Raw genomic sequence first — 15,998 nt, 5'->3', positions numbered from 1 at the left:
GTATTTGGCCGGCCAAAACATTTTAATGGCAATGTTTTGTTATGGCCTTTTCAATAAATAAACCTTCTAAAGCTACTGGTGGTCCGGCAATGAAATCGTGGAGTGAGTGCTCATGAAAGTAATCTATGAAAATATTCAAGATCAGATCAAAATACTTAAGGCCGACGAGGATTACTATGTCCGTTTTATTGTTTGGCGAATGCCTATTCATGAGGAGACTGTTCCAATAGAAAAGCAGGCCGTGGATGCCTACTTACAGGGACAACATACGGCGGATGAATTATTATATTATGCAGATTTTGGCATCTGGAAACCGGACAAGAGCCCAATCCAGACCAACCGTGATTTTCTTGAAAAATTTCCGGAATTTGTGTTAATTGCTCCAGAAAATGCGCAGAAGATTTTTTCCAAAGCAGAATACAAAAAACTGGTAAAAAGGGCACACAGAGAAAAAAGAAAAGAAAATTGGCTAAAAGTATTTCACTTAATGAAAAAATAGGGATAGTACTGAAGGACAAGTTTAAAGTGGCGAATAAAGTACGTGCTTATTGTTGCTGCTTTAAAAAAGTCGGTGCTAAGGTGGCCCAAATCAAATGGAGAAACAAATATCGTATATTAATAATGAATTAACGGTAAATGAACATAAATTGATTTTTGACTACGATGTTGCGCAATACCGATGCGATGGCGAGCAGGTCTTTGTGCGCCTTGAAATTCCTACTGGAATAAAACTCACAAGAAGTGCTGTTCGGAACGTATTTGCGATTTCAAGGACCGGCCAAATAATTTGGCGACTTCCAATTCCAGTTTTGAAGGAGTTTCCCAAATTTAGTCCGTTACCCATAACCAGTATTTTTCTAAAGGATGAAGCACTTTTTGCAACGGATTTTATGGGCAGAATCTTTCGGCTTAATAAAAATACCGGAGAGGGAAAAATCGTGGGCGCCACAAAATAAAGTCCGGTTGGTTTCATGAAATTAAATGTAATTGGAGAGCAAAATGACTAATACGGGGAAATTTAGTGTAATTTATGGCCTAACAATAATTTATGTAGGATTAGCAGCAATGGGGTTGCAAACTGAAGTTTCAAAAATATATCTGCCGCTATGTGTGTTCTTTGCTAGTTGCACATTAGGATTCGGCGGCCTTAGTTTTTATTTGCGACCGCGCCAGGGGACAAAGAAAACTCAAAGTCTACTAAAATGGTATTTGATTATCATTAATTGTGTCTTGCCCTGGCTTTTAGTTGCGCTAGTTCAAGTCCGGGCCTTAATGTTAAGTTTGCCTGCCGAAAATAGTACTACTTTGGGCATTGTTATGTGGTTGCTACGACCTTTCGATCCTATTGGCAGCATCTTTTTTTGTATTATTGTTCAGGGTTTTACATTTACATTACTTTACCCTATTATTTGGGCGCCAAAAATTAGAAGAACGTGGTTGGTTTTATTTAGTGTGATTGGAATTTTACTGCTTAGTATGGGCCTAATGGCGATAGTTGGATCGCCGAATGGGGCGTTAGAAATTTCAGTGTTGACGACCTTTATCAGTCTAATAGTGTCGTGTTTCATCATGCCAATTATGTCGGTTGTTCTATTAATTAAGGGACCTGCACCTGCTACCAAGCAAGCCAAGCAAAATAAATTAAAGAAACTAATTAGGACTTGTCGGCGTGCATTAGCTGGTCTTCAGAAGGCCTATCCAAAGGGATCTTCAACTAGAGCAGATAACTTAATGGCCGCCATAACAACAACGATGAAGGCCGCACAGCGCGGTTCGGTGGCCGGTATTGATTTCGATTGGTTTAGTTTAGTTAGAATGTTCGTTGATGAAACCACAATTTCAAGTGCTGCTTATTTTACCGCCATTGATGAAATGATTGATCAGGTAAAAAGGTTACAAGACGGTGACTACAAGATTACAATACCGCACTTTTACTGTCTTCAATACACTGAGGGTAATCGGGTGATGACCATCGACATTGATTTCAGAGACCCACAACTCAGTTTTGACAGTAGTATGATTACCCATTGGCAAGCGCCATACGATCACATAGTGTTAAGTCAGCGCGATAAAAATAGAATCTACAAAAATATTCGCCAGGAATTAATCTTAATGGTTCCAGAAAAAACTAAAAGGCTAGCGAAAGCCGATAAAACAATGTCAATTAGAGAAGCAAAGCGGATTATTAAAAAGAAAAAGCTTGATGCTACTGGATTCTTCCAAAGTACTGGTGTAATACGTACGCCAGCAATTAAAAGGGAACCTGCCGGCTACGCTGTTTTTACGGTTGGTGATAGTAGTGTCCGTCATTATCTATCTAAAAGTAGGGCGCTGAAGGCTTATATCAACCGTTTGCGGATTTATAAGCAAGCGGAATATGGGCAGATAGTTGGCCTGAATGTCAGACTGATTAAAGAGCTTGGGCGGATTAAAATGGCATTGAAATTAGCAAAGTATAGAAAAGAGGCCGAGCAAATTACACAAATTCTAGTAGTACTGCGTGACGCCACTGCCAGTAGGAATGAAAATATCGCTGCGCTGGAAAGCTTCATTATGATGGCAAATGTACGCTACTTAGGGGACATGCAAATTCCTGATTATGACGAGCCGTATTCGTGGATGAATAGAGTGACGGGAGCAAAGCACTTTGCCGAAGAACTTGTGTTATTGCTAAAAAAATGAGCAACTTTAAAGCTTCTATTTGGTTGGTTTGATAAAATGGATTGCTTAATTGAAGAGAGAAAACTATCGTGAGAATAGTGATTGACGCTTAATGGCCTTAACCCATATACTGAATTTATGGCCGAGTTTGAGGATTGATCCCCTTTAATGAGGTCTAGTGAGCAGCACGAAAGGTCACATCATCACACCAATACTATACAAATCGGTGGTGATGGCTTGTGTGCTATTTAGTCACCGTGTTAGGAGGATCAGAACGGTTTACGCCGCAATGATTTTTGTTATTTCAAGGGCGGCAATTAATTTTGCTAAAGCCTACGAGATAATAAAAAGGCTAACCGCAAAGGCTAGCCTACCCTAAACACGTGCTATACTCACGCCGGGCGTTTGCTATGCCAGTAGCGAACGCCTTTTATGTCTCTAATAATAGCAGAAATAGGTTAAAATGCAACTAAAGAGGCGGCCAGCTAAACAAATAAATCACAGCGATTAAACTTAGTATTCAATTTGTTTGGTTGAAAAATAATTCAAGAAAAAACCACTGTCATTTAATTATTGAGGTGACAGCGCTATATGACTATTAAAAATAATGCCCCTTGGCCGCTAAATTACATGTGAACAGATTTAGTTAGTTTCCATTCCGGCGTTGGCGGATGGAACGCGGGGCAGGTTGGTATGTGACTTTTTTGACGCGCATTTGACGCGTTTTTAGTGTGAATCAATACATTTGGGCAAAAAAATAACCCTGCTAATTATTAATTTAGCAAGGTTATTTAATGCTATGAAAGCTATTAAACTTTATTTATGGAGACGGCGGGAGTCGAACCCGCGTCCAGGCGTACCGCCACTTAGAACTCTACGCTCATAGTCATCTCATTTAGAAGTTCACTAGTCAAAAACGCCAGATGACAAGGCAACCATTAACTAGCTAACCTGATAATCTCTTTACAATCTTTCAGGTGGGAAGATTGCACGTAGCCCACTTAATTTAAGACCCGTATCCACCACATGGGCGATGATAGGCGGATCTACGCAACGCTACGGTTAGGCAGCTAAGGCGTAAGAATTATTATTATTTTTTGCAGTTATAATTAACTGTAACGTTTTAACGTAGCCGTAACCTACGAAGCGCAATCCAAGCTCGACTACACCTGTCGAATCCATAACGTCCCCAAAAACATACTTAATGATAGCATAGTCACTCTAAAAGTAAAGGGATTTACTTTTAAAGTAGGAGGAGTTAGCGCAGTAAATTGAAGTGCCGCAAGCCTTGAATAATGCCGCCTTCAGTATTTTTAGCAGTGATGTATTCGGCACGGTCCTTCACGGCCGTGATACCGTTACCCATTGCGATGGGGTGGTCGACGGTGTTTAGCATTGGAATATCATTAGTGCCATCGCCGAAAGCGTAGGTTGGAACATCCTCTAAACCCATCTTCTTAATTAAAGTGTTAATCCCAAATTGTTTGGATTCACCTTTTAAAATAGTATCCATTGAATAGGGTGAGTTGCGGTAAAAGGTTAGTTGTTCACCATAAGGGTAGATATAACGCTTATCATTATCTTTTGTGATAATAAGTAGCATATAAACGGGATTAGATTTGTAGAAATCAGGATCAACTTCGGGTTCAGGTGCGTTAACGTACTGATACTGCTTTTTGACTGTATCGGTCATTCGTGAAACCCGGTAACCTTTATCATTATAATAAGCAACGGCATCGCCATGTTCTTCGGCAATCGTTGTTATTTTACCAACTAACGTTTGATCGATATTGCCTTGGTAGATTGGCTGACCATTGTAAACAACGTAGGCACCATTAAGTGACACAAAGGAGTTAATGCCCGTTTGTAAAAAGATATTGAGCACCTCCGATGGTGAACGGCCAGTTGAAATAATTGGAAGCACATTTTGAGCGCGTAAACTGCGAACTGCAACTTGAACGTCTAAATCAATTCTTGATTGGGCGTTCATAAGCGTTGCATCTAAATCGAAAAAAACTAATGCACGGTAGGCCAATTGAATCCTCTCCTTAATCTGGCAAACTATCTTAATTTAACTCCAGTTTAACAAAGTTATTAAGGATAACAAAGCTTGTTTCTGAAAATTGTGTGACCTTTTTGCGAATAAACTCTAAACTTTTAATAACATTAAAAAAAGCCAATTAAATTAAGGCAGATTATTGTATAATGTGAATAGTTTCGAACTAAATTCTAATTAAAAAATAATTATTTATAAAAACGCTGAAGGAGCGATTTTGCATGAAGCTACTAATGATTGAAGACAACAAATCCGTCTCCGAAATGATGAATATGTTTTTTACAAAAGAAAATTGGGATGCTGAATTCGCCTACGATGGTAATGAAGCAATCGACAAGTTTAAGCAATCACCTGATGACTGGGATATTATCACATTGGACCTTAATTTGCCAGGAATTGACGGGATGCAGGTTGCTCAAGAAATTCGCAAGGCCTCCCAAACTGTCCCGATAATTATGTTAACGGCTCGTGACTCCGAGTCCGACCAAGTTCTAGGTCTGGAAATGGGCGCGGATGATTACGTTACGAAGCCGTTTAGCCCAATGACCCTAATTGCTCGAATTAAGGCTTTACATCGGCGGGCTGAGTTAGGTGAACCGACTAAGACGGATGAAAATAAGGAGGCCACGTCAGGGTTTGACGTTCAAACGGATCATTTCCGGTTGAACACAAAAACCCGTGAGGCTTATTTGTTAGATAAGCAGATTGAAGGCTTAACGCCTAAAGAGTTTGATTTGTTATACACGCTAGCCAAAAATCCGAAACAGGTTTTTTCACGGGAACAACTATTGGAACTCGTTTGGGATTATCAGTATTACGGTGATGAGCGGACAGTAGATGCTCATATTAAAAAATTACGGCAAAAAATTGAAAAAGTTGGTCCACAGATCATTCAAACGGTCTGGGGTGTTGGGTATAAATTTGATGATTCGGGCGTGGTCGCCTCATGAAATTAATTTATCAGCAAATGTTGGCCTTTTTTGCGGTTATTATGACGACCCTCCTGATTGTGGGGGCCTTTTTTATCCAGTTTACTACACGAATGGTTTACAGTAGCACTTGGGACCAGTTGGAAGGTTACGCTGATAGTTTGATGCAACAAGCAATGTCGGTCGACCAACGCACAAATTCGTCCCACGGTTTTCAAATCAGTATGTTGAAAAATAGTGAGGCGGTTTTATCGCACCAGAAAGTTCACTTTGCGATTTTTAATCAGAACAACCAAATGATTTATCCAACGCAAAATGATGGTATTGTGCGGCAACTAAGTAAACAGGATTGGAATAAGTTGCAGAAGGGGGAGCGGATTCACCGTACCTCTGACCACGGCACAAATGTTTTAAACAGTCGAGCTGAAATGACGGATGTTTTGGTGCCTTACTTCTATAATGGTAAATTACGGGCGGTTATTTCGGTAGGTTCGTTGGTGTCGGACATTCGGGCCAATATCAGTAAAATCGAGCATAATTTATTTATCGCACTGTTAATTTCAAGTGTGGCCGCCATCATTTTGAGTTATGTGTTAGCCCGGTACCAAGTTTTACGAATTAACCGGGTTCGAGGGGCCGCACACAAGGTTGCCCGGGGCGATTTTGATATTCATCTTGAAGAAAAAAATCGGGATGAGCTTGATGATTTGGCGCAGGACTTTAATAAAATGGCCGTTTCGTTGCGGGGTTCAAACGAGGAAATTAAGCGCCAGGAAGATCGGCGGCGTCAATTTATGGCCGATGCCGCCCACGAAATGCGCACACCGTTGACAACGATCAACGGTTTATTAGAAGGGCTTCAGTACGATGCAATCCCAGAAGATATGCGGGGAAAGAGCATTGAATTAATGCAAAATGAAACCAAGCGCCTAATTCGAATTGTAAACGAAAACTTAGATTACGAAAAAATTCGGACTAACCAAATCACGTTGTCCCGACGTAATTTTGACGCAACGGATGCACTAAATAATATTGTATTGCAATTGACTAAAAAGGCGGAAGAGGCCGGTGATAAGTTGGTTCTTACCCCTGGTCCAGCAGTCACGATTTACGCTGATTATGATCGGTTTGTTCAGGTGATGTTTAACGTGGTTCAAAACGGAATTCAATTTACCCAAAATGGGACGATTACAATTACGGCAAAGCGGGGGTATCACGAATCAATTTTCGCTGTAGCGGATACTGGAATCGGAATGACTAAGGCCCAACTTAAAAATATTTGGGAACGGTATTACAAGGCAGATCCATCGCGTAAGAACACTAAGTACGGTGAATCTGGTTTAGGGCTAGCAATTGTGCATCAACTTGTTCAATTACATGGTGGTCAGATAAAGGTTGAAAGTGAGAAGGATCACGGGACAACCTTTACGTTGACTTTCCCTGATGAACAGACAAGTCAGGATAAAGAAACTAAAAAGATTGAATAGCAACCAAAAAAATAGTAAAAGGCTAGGACAAAAGTCCTGGCCTTTTACTATTTCGGCTCTATACTTTTTCCTGTTGATAGTTTACAAATGGTAAACTATTAACAGGATTTTTGTGCAGAAAAAGAGCTCACAGCTCTCATCCAAAAATCTACCCACCACAAGTATCATTTGAAAGGATATGAGAAAACCGTGAACCCTATAGACAATCATATAAAATTTGCGCTCAGTATTAAAGACCCAAATGTCATTTTTTTCGATTATGGTTACGAATACAAACAAAACAGACGAATTAAAGTCTATCGCGCAACTGTCAAGACCGGCCTTGAACGTTGCCCCCAGTGTGGCTTTGATCAGTTCAATCATAATGGTCACTACCTTTCCCGGGTGACCTACCTAGCCGCCAACGCCAGTGAGCCGGTGTACCTAGAACTGCATAAAGAGCGCCTGCTTTGTAAAAACTGTGGGACTAGTGTGATGGCAACGACCGAGCTAGTTGATAAATATTGCAATATCTCCCGGGCAACTCGCCAAAAGATCTTTATGCATTTACAAGATGATCGGACCCAAAAGAGTATTGCTTGTGACAATAATGTCTCACCCAGTACTGTTTGTCGCTACCTAGATAAATATGATGATCTCTTTCGCCGGAATTACAACTATCTGCCAGAACATTTAGCGATGGATGAAGTACGTGGTGTTGGCGGTGTCCTGCACTTTATTTGTATTAACGGTGCTGGTGATCATGAAATTCAACAGATCCTGCCGGATCGGTTGAAACAAAACATTATAGCTTACTTTAAGCAGTTTCCGCTCAGCGTGCGTCAGCGCGTTAAAACCGTGACTTTAGACCTTAATAGTTACTACCAAGACATTGTTAAAGTCGTATTCCCCAACGCTAAGATCATCGTCGATCGGTTTCACATTATCGCCATGATGACCAGAGCGTTCAACCAAAGTCGCGTGCAGCTTATGAAACAATATTCTAAACGGACCAAAGAATATCGGATCCTAAAATTCGCTTGGAAACTGTACTTAAAACATTGTGATGACCTGGAGGTTAAACAATTATTTTATGATCGCCATCTGCGCCAACAAGTAACCCAGCAAGAACGCGTTCAGTTGGGTCTTGAGCTTGATGAAACGTTAGCGAACACCTACACCATCATGCAAGGCATCATGACTTGTCTAAAAAATTACGATAAAGATGGGCTCGTGATCTATTTATATCACAATGAGCAACTCAGTCCCAAAATGAAGGCCACACTAATCACTTTCAAGAAAAACCTAGAGATCATCCTCAATGCCAGTGAATCAAAGTATTCGAACGGTCCCATTGAAGGCATCAATCGCATGATCAAACAGATCCAGCGAACGGCCTTTGGTTTTCGCAACTATCACCATTTAGTTTCACGGATCAAACTACAACAAATGCGCACCAAACCAAATAAAAAAACAGCATTAGAAGTTGCCTAACTTCTAACACTGTAAAATTGGCTATCAACAGGATTTGACAGAGAGCCACTATTTCTGATCATTGCTCTAGAACGTGAACCAAAACTGACTTTTGGCCCACTTCTTATTTTTGTACGAAAGGTGGGGTGTCCAGGCTAGCTTGGGGGTTAGCCTGAATTAATTCTTGGTTAGCCGTTAAGATAATGATTGAAGTATCAATATCGTGGATGATACTGTCGAATTCGGTCATAATTTGCCGGACCACCGTTACTGGCAATTGATCTAATAAAGTATCAATGATGATTACTTTTTTACCAGCAAGAAGTTGGCGGTAAAATTGAACGTAAAAATGTTGTAGTGGCGTTAAATCCTTGCCTAATGTTTCAAAAAAATCGCGATTGCTAATGAGATTAGTTTCAAAACGTTCCCAAAGCTTGGTGTGTTTAACTTGAGCATTATCAAAACTAATTAAAATATTTTCTTTCGCGGATAGATAAGGCAGAATTGAATTTTTTTCTTGAGTAATTAGGCCAATTCTTTTTAGTAGATGATTTTTAGCGAATAGACGGACGTAGCAACGGTAAACTTTTTTAGCCGCTGTTGGTGAAGGCGTATAAATTAAAAATAATTTATTTTCCGGAAAAGTTTGTTGCCATTCCTCAATAAAATTATTTTTTTGCTTTGTTGGTCGGAAATCAAACAAGTAAACACCTCTATTCAAAAATAGTACGACTAATGTGCCAATTGTAGAGTAAGGCCGGTAAGTAACTTGCGGTAAAAACGATTGAACCACCGCGCCATAGGATACTAGCAAAGTATTGACTATAGTCAGTTAAGAAATCTGATGACAGATCTGCTCCCCCAAACAATAATAAGTGACCATTAAAGGGGGTTACTTGATTCGAAAAAATTCGATTCAGGTTGTCCCAACCGGCGGCCGTGGGAGAATCTTTTAAATTGGTTAATGCAGTTGATAGTGAATCGATGAATAGCCGCTGGTTTAGTCGCTCTAAAAGTGCCATAAATGGCGTTTGGAGGCAAAGTAGCAATGTTACCACGACAAAGTAGATGAGTAGAAATAAAGCAACATTTTCAAGGGCAAATTGCCAACTGATGGTTGTGAAGTTCTTGCCAGCCAACCGATAGGCAATCAATTCAGAGCGTCGATGAATCAGGCTAACTGTACTAGCAACCAGAATGATTAAGGCCAGGGCCCAGAGTAAAATAACAAAAATAGTTTGTTCATTTTTCATTAACGTTTCATGAACTAAAATAATCTGCCGTAACGCCGGAAACTTAGAAATATTGGCGGCGTGCTGATCAATCATTCCGAGGCGAACCTGAAAAAGATTTAGAGCACTACGCTGAAAGTCCTTGATTATTAAACAACTTAAACCTAATACTAAAAAAAGTGCCGTGACAATCCCTAAAGTACCAGCATATTTGCGGTGGTACAGTAAACTAGCAAATACTCGTTGTACAATTCTCATCTTTTCACCTCATCACAAAAGTAAGTATAAAGGTATAGTTTGAAAAAAGTATGAATATCTGTTACAAATACTAGAAATTTAAAGGAAAAAATTAAGTTTTATTAGAAATTTGTGCTAAAAAAAGAGTTAAAGCAAATTTTATTTTGCCTTAACCCTTTTTTACGCGCCGATCCAGCTAGTTTCCTGAACCAGAGAAGAAATCCTGGTAAGAGGAGCCACTTGTGGAATCAGATTGACTATCGTTATCGGCGGACACATCATGGTGATCAAGTTCAGGGGCGTCCGTCTTATAGAGATCAGAGGTACTTTGATCATTATTTTTGGAAAAGAGACTTGTTGATTTATTCCCCAGTTGATCACGGATCTTTTTAGCTTTTGCGAAATCGTTGTGGTAATTATAATCTTCCGGATTAACCGGTGTGAATCCTGCTGGTGTGTAGAAGCGTAGCAAGTTTTTATTGTTGACGGTATCAGAAAGTTGAAGTTCTTTTTGAACCTTAGTCTGATCCTTGGCGATTTGCTGTTTTAAGGCGGTGCTTGGGTGGGTGACTAGGGAACCATCACTATTCTTATAAATACTATCATCAACAACTGTATAATCTGGTGTCACAAAGTTAGAATTACGGAAAGGAACGACTTGATCATGTTTGGCCGAGAAAAGATCGGTTCCAAATTGAACGTAGCCACGGTTATTAATGCCTAATAAATGTTCTAAGGTTGGTAACACGTCAATTTCACCACCATATTGCGGTTGAATTCCGCCATTGTGTTGGCCAGGAATGTGAATCATGAATGGCACACGTTGTAGCTGAGCGTTATCGTAATCGTTCCAAGTATCGGCCGATTTGCCCAGCAGTGGTGCAAGGCTAAGGTTATCCGAATTAGAAATTCCGTAGTGATCGCCGTATAAAATAATAATCGATTTATCATATAATCCGGAGGCCTTAAGGTAGTTAAAGAATTCGTGAACGGATTGGTCCAAATAGTGGGCGGTAGCAAAATAATTATCAACTGCCTTATCACCCGTGTTTGGAATTGGAAAATTGCCGTCTTCCTTGTCTAATGGGAAAGGAAAATGATTAGTTACGGTAAGAAATTTAGCGTAAAACGGTTGTTGCAATTGCTCAAGGTACTTGATTGAGCCTTGAAAAAGTAGTTTATCCTTGAGGCCGTACTGTTCTGAACGATCACCAGTTGTATCAAAGTAGCTGGCATCGTAGAAATTATCGTAGCCAAAGTTCTTATAAACGTTGTTTCGATTCCAAAAAGAACCAACGTTACCGTGGAAAACGGCGGAAGTGTAGCCGGCCTGTTGCTTTAAAATTGCTGGTGCCGCCTGGAAGGTGTTATCTGAGCCTAAAGCCGTGAAAACGGAGCCTTGCGGAAGTCCGTAGACACCAGTTTCAAGCATATTCTCCGCGTCACTAGTTTTTCCTTGACCGACTTGATGGAAAAAGTTACTAAACGAGTAGGTTTGATTATCGTGATACAGGCTGTTTAAAAATGGTGTGACGGTTTCACCATTAACCTTGTCATCAATTAAAAATTGTTGAAAACTTTCTAAATGAATAACGATAACGTTTTTACCTTTAGCGATACCGTACATTTTTGGGTTAGGTGCGGCGTAATGCTGATTGATAAAGTTTAGAACGCTATCCAGGTCCGCGCTATCTGCAGAAGCACGAACTTGATTGTTTTGTGCCGTTTTAACGGCGTCATAAACGGTAAACGCATCTAAGCCTAAGTATTTGACAATGTAATTTCGATCAAAAGTACGAGAGAGTAACTGCGGGCGATCGGCCTCACCTAACGTTAAGTTGATCGAGAATAACAAAACCGCCACTGATGTGATCGCTAACGGCAGTCGCCGGGAAACTGGTCGCTTATCTGGTTTAATAAGCCGGGCTAGCAATAAAACTGCGAGAATGATAATGTCGATCCAATAAATAAAGTCATGGGGACTGGCCAGGGCCAACGAACTACCACTTAAACCCTCGGAAACTTTTGAATAGCCAAGCATGGTATTGATGGTCATAAAATCTGTGAACTGGCGGTAATAAATAATGTTGAAGTAAAGTAGCGCCGTATTGGCAGTATCAATCAGTAGTAGCGTGACGTAACTAAGCCACGGACGCTTAATATAGAGGGCTAAACCAAATAGCAGCAATGTTGTTGCTATTGGATTTAGCCATAAAATAAGGTGTTGAAAAATGCCACTAATTCCAAGAGAAAAATCTAAATAGTAAGCAATAATTGTTTTTAACCAAAAAAGTCCAACGACTAAGACAAAAAAGCCACTACGTCGTTTCCAAAATTGAGATTTTAAGATTGATTTCAAGCTGAAAGCAGCTCCTCCGCTAAGATTCTTTCGCTATTCTACCTGTTATAGAAAACAAAAGTCAAACTTGTGTAAGTATCCCACAAATTAGTAAAGTTTTTACAAAGCTCATGCAAATTACTTATCTAAAAAAGAAGTTCTGGTAGACTAAATGAGAAAGTTACTATTGGGCAGGTGATAGGATGATTTTTTTGGGGCCGTTATACCAGCTAGTGGTTGAACAATACGCAGCACACATCAATCACTTTCCGTTAATTCGTTTAATTTTTTACAGCGTTGATAAAACAATGTTATATTTTCTATTCTTTTTAGTCATCCGTTGGTTATTTATAATCCGCCGCCATTTGCAACTTCGGCGGTGGTCTTTTTGGCGGCATGAATTGCTTCTTTACCTGTTTGTTTTCTATTTAATGTTATTATACGCATTAACTGTCTTTCGTGGCATTTATTTTCCTAAACAGTTAGTCACTCACTTGGCTTTACCCCGTGGGGAGATCAACTTACGCCCCTTTGTGGAAACAATGAAACTCACCCAAGGACAATCAATAGTTGACTTCATCTACAATTTATACGGCAACATTCTATGGTTTGTTCCTTTTGGATTTGGACTTGGGGTTATAACCCGAAGAAAAAATTGGTTACTGAGTTTAATACCAGTCATTTTATTCAGCGCCATCGTTTCACTTTCAATTGAAACTTGTCAGTATTTTCTATCTACGGGAATTGCTGATATTGATGATCTGATCTTTAATACCATTGGTGGCTTACTAGGATTTTGTGGTTATGGTGTTTGGCGCTTAGTGAAGCGTATTTGGCGTAAGCATAAATAAGGTGTGCCGCTTTTAAAACGTTAATTTGGTAAGCAATAAATAGGTGTAGACCAAATATTTTTGCGGCGTTTGCTACGTTTTGTGCATAAAATCACACTTTCAATGAAAACGTGTGTGACTAGTCTATTTTTGAAATTAAGTACCGAGGCAGCCTTTCAAAGGCAATCTATACCATTTTTCAGACCGATTTAATTAGGAAAAAAGAGTTGCAAGTCGACTTTGTAAACGTTAAAATAACATTTCGTAAATAAAGAGAGAATAGAGGAAAAGTAGTGAATATTTTAATTGCATTAATTCCTGCAGTTGCCTGGGGGAGTATTGGGCTTGTTAGCGGCAAGCTTGGTGGTAATGCCTACCAGCAAACGTTAGGAATGACGATCGGCGCGCTTATCTTTTCTTTGGGTGCGTATTTAGTTTATCAACCCGTTTTAGATGTGAAAGTTTTCGTCGTCGGAATTGCTTCCGGGCTATTATGGAGTGTCGGTCAAGGTCAGCAATTTCAATCGATGCAGGTAATGGGTGTGTCACGCACAGTACCAATGTCAACCGGGATGCAACTGGTTGGGAATACACTTGCTGGTGCTTTGTTATTTCATGAATGGTAGACCACTCGTGAAGTAACGCTGGGTTCAATTGCACTAGTTATTTTGATTATTGGTGCAACCTTAACTTCTCGTAAGGATCCTAGCAGTACAACGAACGATACGCGAGATTCCGAAGTTGGTAGAGGGATGCGAATCCTGTTAGTCTCAACAATTGGCTATATGGGTTATACAGTTATTGTTGATTGGGGCCAGGTTAATGCCATCGCGGTTATTTTACCGCAGGCAATCGGAATGCTACTTGGTGCCTGCATCATGTCATACGGCAAAAAGGCACTGGGTAAGGCAACGGCCAAAAATATTTTAACCGGGCTACTTTGGGGCGCCGGAAATATTTTCATGTTCCTTTCGATTCCTAAAGTGGGCTTAGCTGTTAGTTACTCGCTATCTCAGTGTGGGATCATCATTTCAACCTTAGGCAGTATCTTCTTACTTGGCGAAAAGAAGACCAAGAAGGAAATGGTTTACGTTACGCTAGGTTGTTTATTCGTCATTGCGGGTGGCGTCTTACTAGGGTATATGAAAGCATAATTAATTTTAAAAATACGGAATAGGTAATTAGTTGATGAATCTAATTCTTATTCCGTATTTTTGTTTGAGCAATTTTTATAATTAAATAATTTTCGGATGAAGATTGTTTTGACTTATTCATTCTAAATGGCGGACTTGATCTTGCAATTTTGGCCTAAAGCGGCTAAAGTTATTGATGGTAGTTTACTATATTAAGGGGGCTATTTTTGATGGCACATATTTCTTTTGATGATTCTGCTTTAAAGACGTTTGTTCATGATAATGAACTTGGTCAGATTCAACCAATGATTACAGCGGCACATAACGAGGTAGTTAATGGCACCGGTGTTGAGTCACAGATGCTTGATTGGTTGCATTTACCACATGATTACGATAAGGATGAGTTTGCTCGGATTAAGGCTGCGGCTAAAAAAATTCAGAGTAATTCTGAAGTTTTCGTTGCAATTGGTATCGGTGGTTCATACTTAGGTGCTCGCGCTTCAATCGACTTTTTGAGCAGCACTTTTTACAACATGGCACCAGATCGTAAGGTACCACAAGTTTTCTTTGCTGGGAACTCAATTAGTTCAACTTATCTACAAGATCTTCTTGATTTAATCGGTGATCGTGACTTCTCGATTAACGTTATTTCTAAATCAGGTACAACAACTGAACCTTCAATTGCATTCCGAATCTTCAAAGAAAAGTTGGTTGCTAAGTATGGTGCAGAGGGCGCTAAAGAACGTATTTACGCCACAACTGACAAGGCTAACGGCGCTTTGAAGAATGAGGCTGATGCTGAAGGCTACGAAAGCTTCGTTATTCCTGACGGTACCGGTGGTCGTTATACAGTCCTAACTGCTGTTGGTTTATTACCAATTGCTGTTGCTGGTGGCGACATTGACGGTATGATGGAAGGTGCTGCGGCTGCTGAAGATGCTTACGCAGATCCTGATGTGACCAAGAATGACGCTTATAAGTATGCTGCTTTACGTAATATTTTGTACCGTAAAGGTTATACAACTGAATTACTTGAGAATTACGAACCAACTTTGCAGTACTTCTCCGAATGGTGGAAACAATTAATGGGTGAATCTGAAGGTAAGGATCAAAAAGGTATTTACCCATCTTCAGCTAACTTTACAACTGATTTACATTCATTAGGTCAGTACATCCAAGAAGGCCGTCGTAATTTGATGGAAACAGTTGTCAAGATTGACAAACCAACTCATGACTTAAAAGTACCTGAAGAAGAAGGTAACTTAGATGGTCTTGAATATTTACAGGGCAAATCAATCGACTTCGTTAACACTAAGGCTTATCAGGGTGTTGTTTTAGCACATACTGATGGCGGCGTTCCGGTTATGAGTGTTCATATTCCAGATCAAACTGCTTATACTTTGGGCTATTTAATCTACTTCTTTGAACGTGCCGTTGCTGTATCTGGTTACTTGAATGGGATTAATCCATTTAACCAACCAGGTGTTGAAGCTTACAAGAAGAACATGTTTGCGCTTTTAGGCAAACCTGGTTTTGAAAAACTAAGTAAAGAATTAAACGAGCGCCTATAAAAATAATTTTTTAGACGTTTTCTAATCAAATAAAAAGCCCCTAAGGCTATGAAATGTAAACCGTGATTACGG

General features: G+C 39.9%; 12 protein-coding genes, 1 other RNA gene and 1 pseudogene. 9 read left to right on the top strand and 5 right to left on the bottom strand.

Going from position 1 to position 15,998, the window contains the following annotated elements:
* The first annotated feature begins 112 nt into the window (after positions 1-112).
* From AYR53_RS11010 to AYR53_RS11000, 3 genes are all read left to right on the top strand, one after another.
* Positions 113-499 carry a hypothetical protein gene (locus AYR53_RS11010; RefSeq protein ID WP_068225181.1) on the top strand — a complete coding sequence of 129 codons (387 nt, stop codon included), beginning with the start codon at positions 113-115 and terminating at the stop codon, positions 497-499.
* 94 nt (positions 500-593) lie between these two features.
* Positions 594-956, top strand: coding sequence for a DUF7957 family protein (locus AYR53_RS11005; RefSeq protein WP_068225179.1), 363 nt, complete (start codon positions 594-596; stop codon positions 954-956).
* A 43-nt stretch (positions 957-999) separates the two neighbouring features.
* The gene (locus AYR53_RS11000) at positions 1,000-2,682 is read left to right on the top strand and encodes a hypothetical protein (protein WP_068280298.1); all 1,683 of its coding nucleotides are present in this window, start codon (positions 1,000-1,002) and stop codon (positions 2,680-2,682) included.
* 799 nt (positions 2,683-3,481) lie between these two features.
* Here the strand turns inward: AYR53_RS11000 and ssrA are convergent.
* Positions 3,482-3,852: a transfer-messenger RNA gene (gene ssrA / locus AYR53_RS10995) on the bottom strand.
* Positions 3,853-3,919: 67 nt separating this feature from the next.
* Positions 3,920-4,696, bottom strand: coding sequence for a Cof-type HAD-IIB family hydrolase (locus AYR53_RS10990; protein WP_068280301.1), 777 nt, complete (start codon positions 4,694-4,696; stop codon positions 3,920-3,922).
* Positions 4,697-4,938: 242 nt separating this feature from the next.
* Here AYR53_RS10990 and AYR53_RS10985 point away from each other — a divergent pair, with 242 nt between their 5' ends.
* The 3 genes from AYR53_RS10985 to AYR53_RS10975 all read left to right on the top strand — a co-directional run bounded on the left by AYR53_RS10985 (position 4,939) and on the right by AYR53_RS10975 (position 8,606).
* On the top strand, positions 4,939-5,667 hold the full coding sequence (locus AYR53_RS10985) for a response regulator transcription factor (RefSeq protein ID WP_068225172.1): 729 nt from the start codon (positions 4,939-4,941) through the stop codon (positions 5,665-5,667).
* Entirely contained in the window at positions 5,664-7,133 is a 1,470-nt protein-coding gene (locus tag AYR53_RS10980; RefSeq protein ID WP_068225170.1) for a sensor histidine kinase, read from the top strand. Before AYR53_RS10985 ends, AYR53_RS10980 begins: the two co-directional genes overlap by 4 nt.
* A gap of 189 nt (positions 7,134-7,322) precedes the next feature.
* Positions 7,323-8,606: an ISL3 family transposase gene (locus AYR53_RS10975; RefSeq protein WP_068224565.1), complete on the top strand. Its 1,284-nt coding sequence runs from the start codon at positions 7,323-7,325 to the stop codon at positions 8,604-8,606.
* 103 nt (positions 8,607-8,709) lie between these two features.
* On the opposite strand, the gene AYR53_RS10970 is transcribed toward AYR53_RS10975, so the two are convergent.
* The 3 genes from AYR53_RS10970 to AYR53_RS10960 all read right to left on the bottom strand — a co-directional run bounded on the left by AYR53_RS10970 (position 8,710) and on the right by AYR53_RS10960 (position 12,413).
* Positions 8,710-9,288 carry a hypothetical protein gene (locus AYR53_RS10970; protein ID WP_068225168.1) on the bottom strand — a complete coding sequence of 193 codons (579 nt, stop codon included), beginning with the start codon at positions 9,286-9,288 and terminating at the stop codon, positions 8,710-8,712.
* A gap of 10 nt (positions 9,289-9,298) precedes the next feature.
* The gene (locus AYR53_RS10965; RefSeq protein WP_068225166.1) at positions 9,299-10,075 is read right to left on the bottom strand and encodes a hypothetical protein; all 777 of its coding nucleotides are present in this window, start codon (positions 10,073-10,075) and stop codon (positions 9,299-9,301) included.
* Between the two features lie 175 nt (positions 10,076-10,250).
* Positions 10,251-12,413, bottom strand: coding sequence for an LTA synthase family protein (locus AYR53_RS10960; protein WP_068225164.1), 2,163 nt, complete (start codon positions 12,411-12,413; stop codon positions 10,251-10,253).
* Positions 12,414-12,595: 182 nt separating this feature from the next.
* On the opposite strand from AYR53_RS10960, the gene AYR53_RS10955 reads away from it, so the two are divergent.
* The 3 genes and pseudogenes from AYR53_RS10955 (at position 12,596) to AYR53_RS10945 (ending at position 15,926) form a co-directional block, all read left to right on the top strand.
* Positions 12,596-13,243, top strand: a complete 648-nt coding sequence (locus tag AYR53_RS10955) for a VanZ family protein (protein ID WP_068225162.1) — start codon at positions 12,596-12,598, stop codon at positions 13,241-13,243.
* 272 nt (positions 13,244-13,515) lie between these two features.
* Positions 13,516-14,376 (top strand): annotated as a pseudogene (locus AYR53_RS10950) (GRP family sugar transporter).
* A 209-nt stretch (positions 14,377-14,585) separates the two neighbouring features.
* Positions 14,586-15,926 carry a glucose-6-phosphate isomerase gene (locus AYR53_RS10945; protein ID WP_068225156.1) on the top strand — a complete coding sequence of 447 codons (1,341 nt, stop codon included), beginning with the start codon at positions 14,586-14,588 and terminating at the stop codon, positions 15,924-15,926.
* Positions 15,927-15,998: the final 72 nt, after the last annotated feature.

Source organism: Loigolactobacillus backii (assembly GCF_001663675.1).
Taxonomy (GTDB): domain Bacteria; phylum Bacillota; class Bacilli; order Lactobacillales; family Lactobacillaceae; genus Loigolactobacillus; species Loigolactobacillus backii.
The sequence above is the reverse complement of the archived record's forward strand: the minus strand, read 5'-3'. Positions and strand labels throughout refer to the sequence as shown.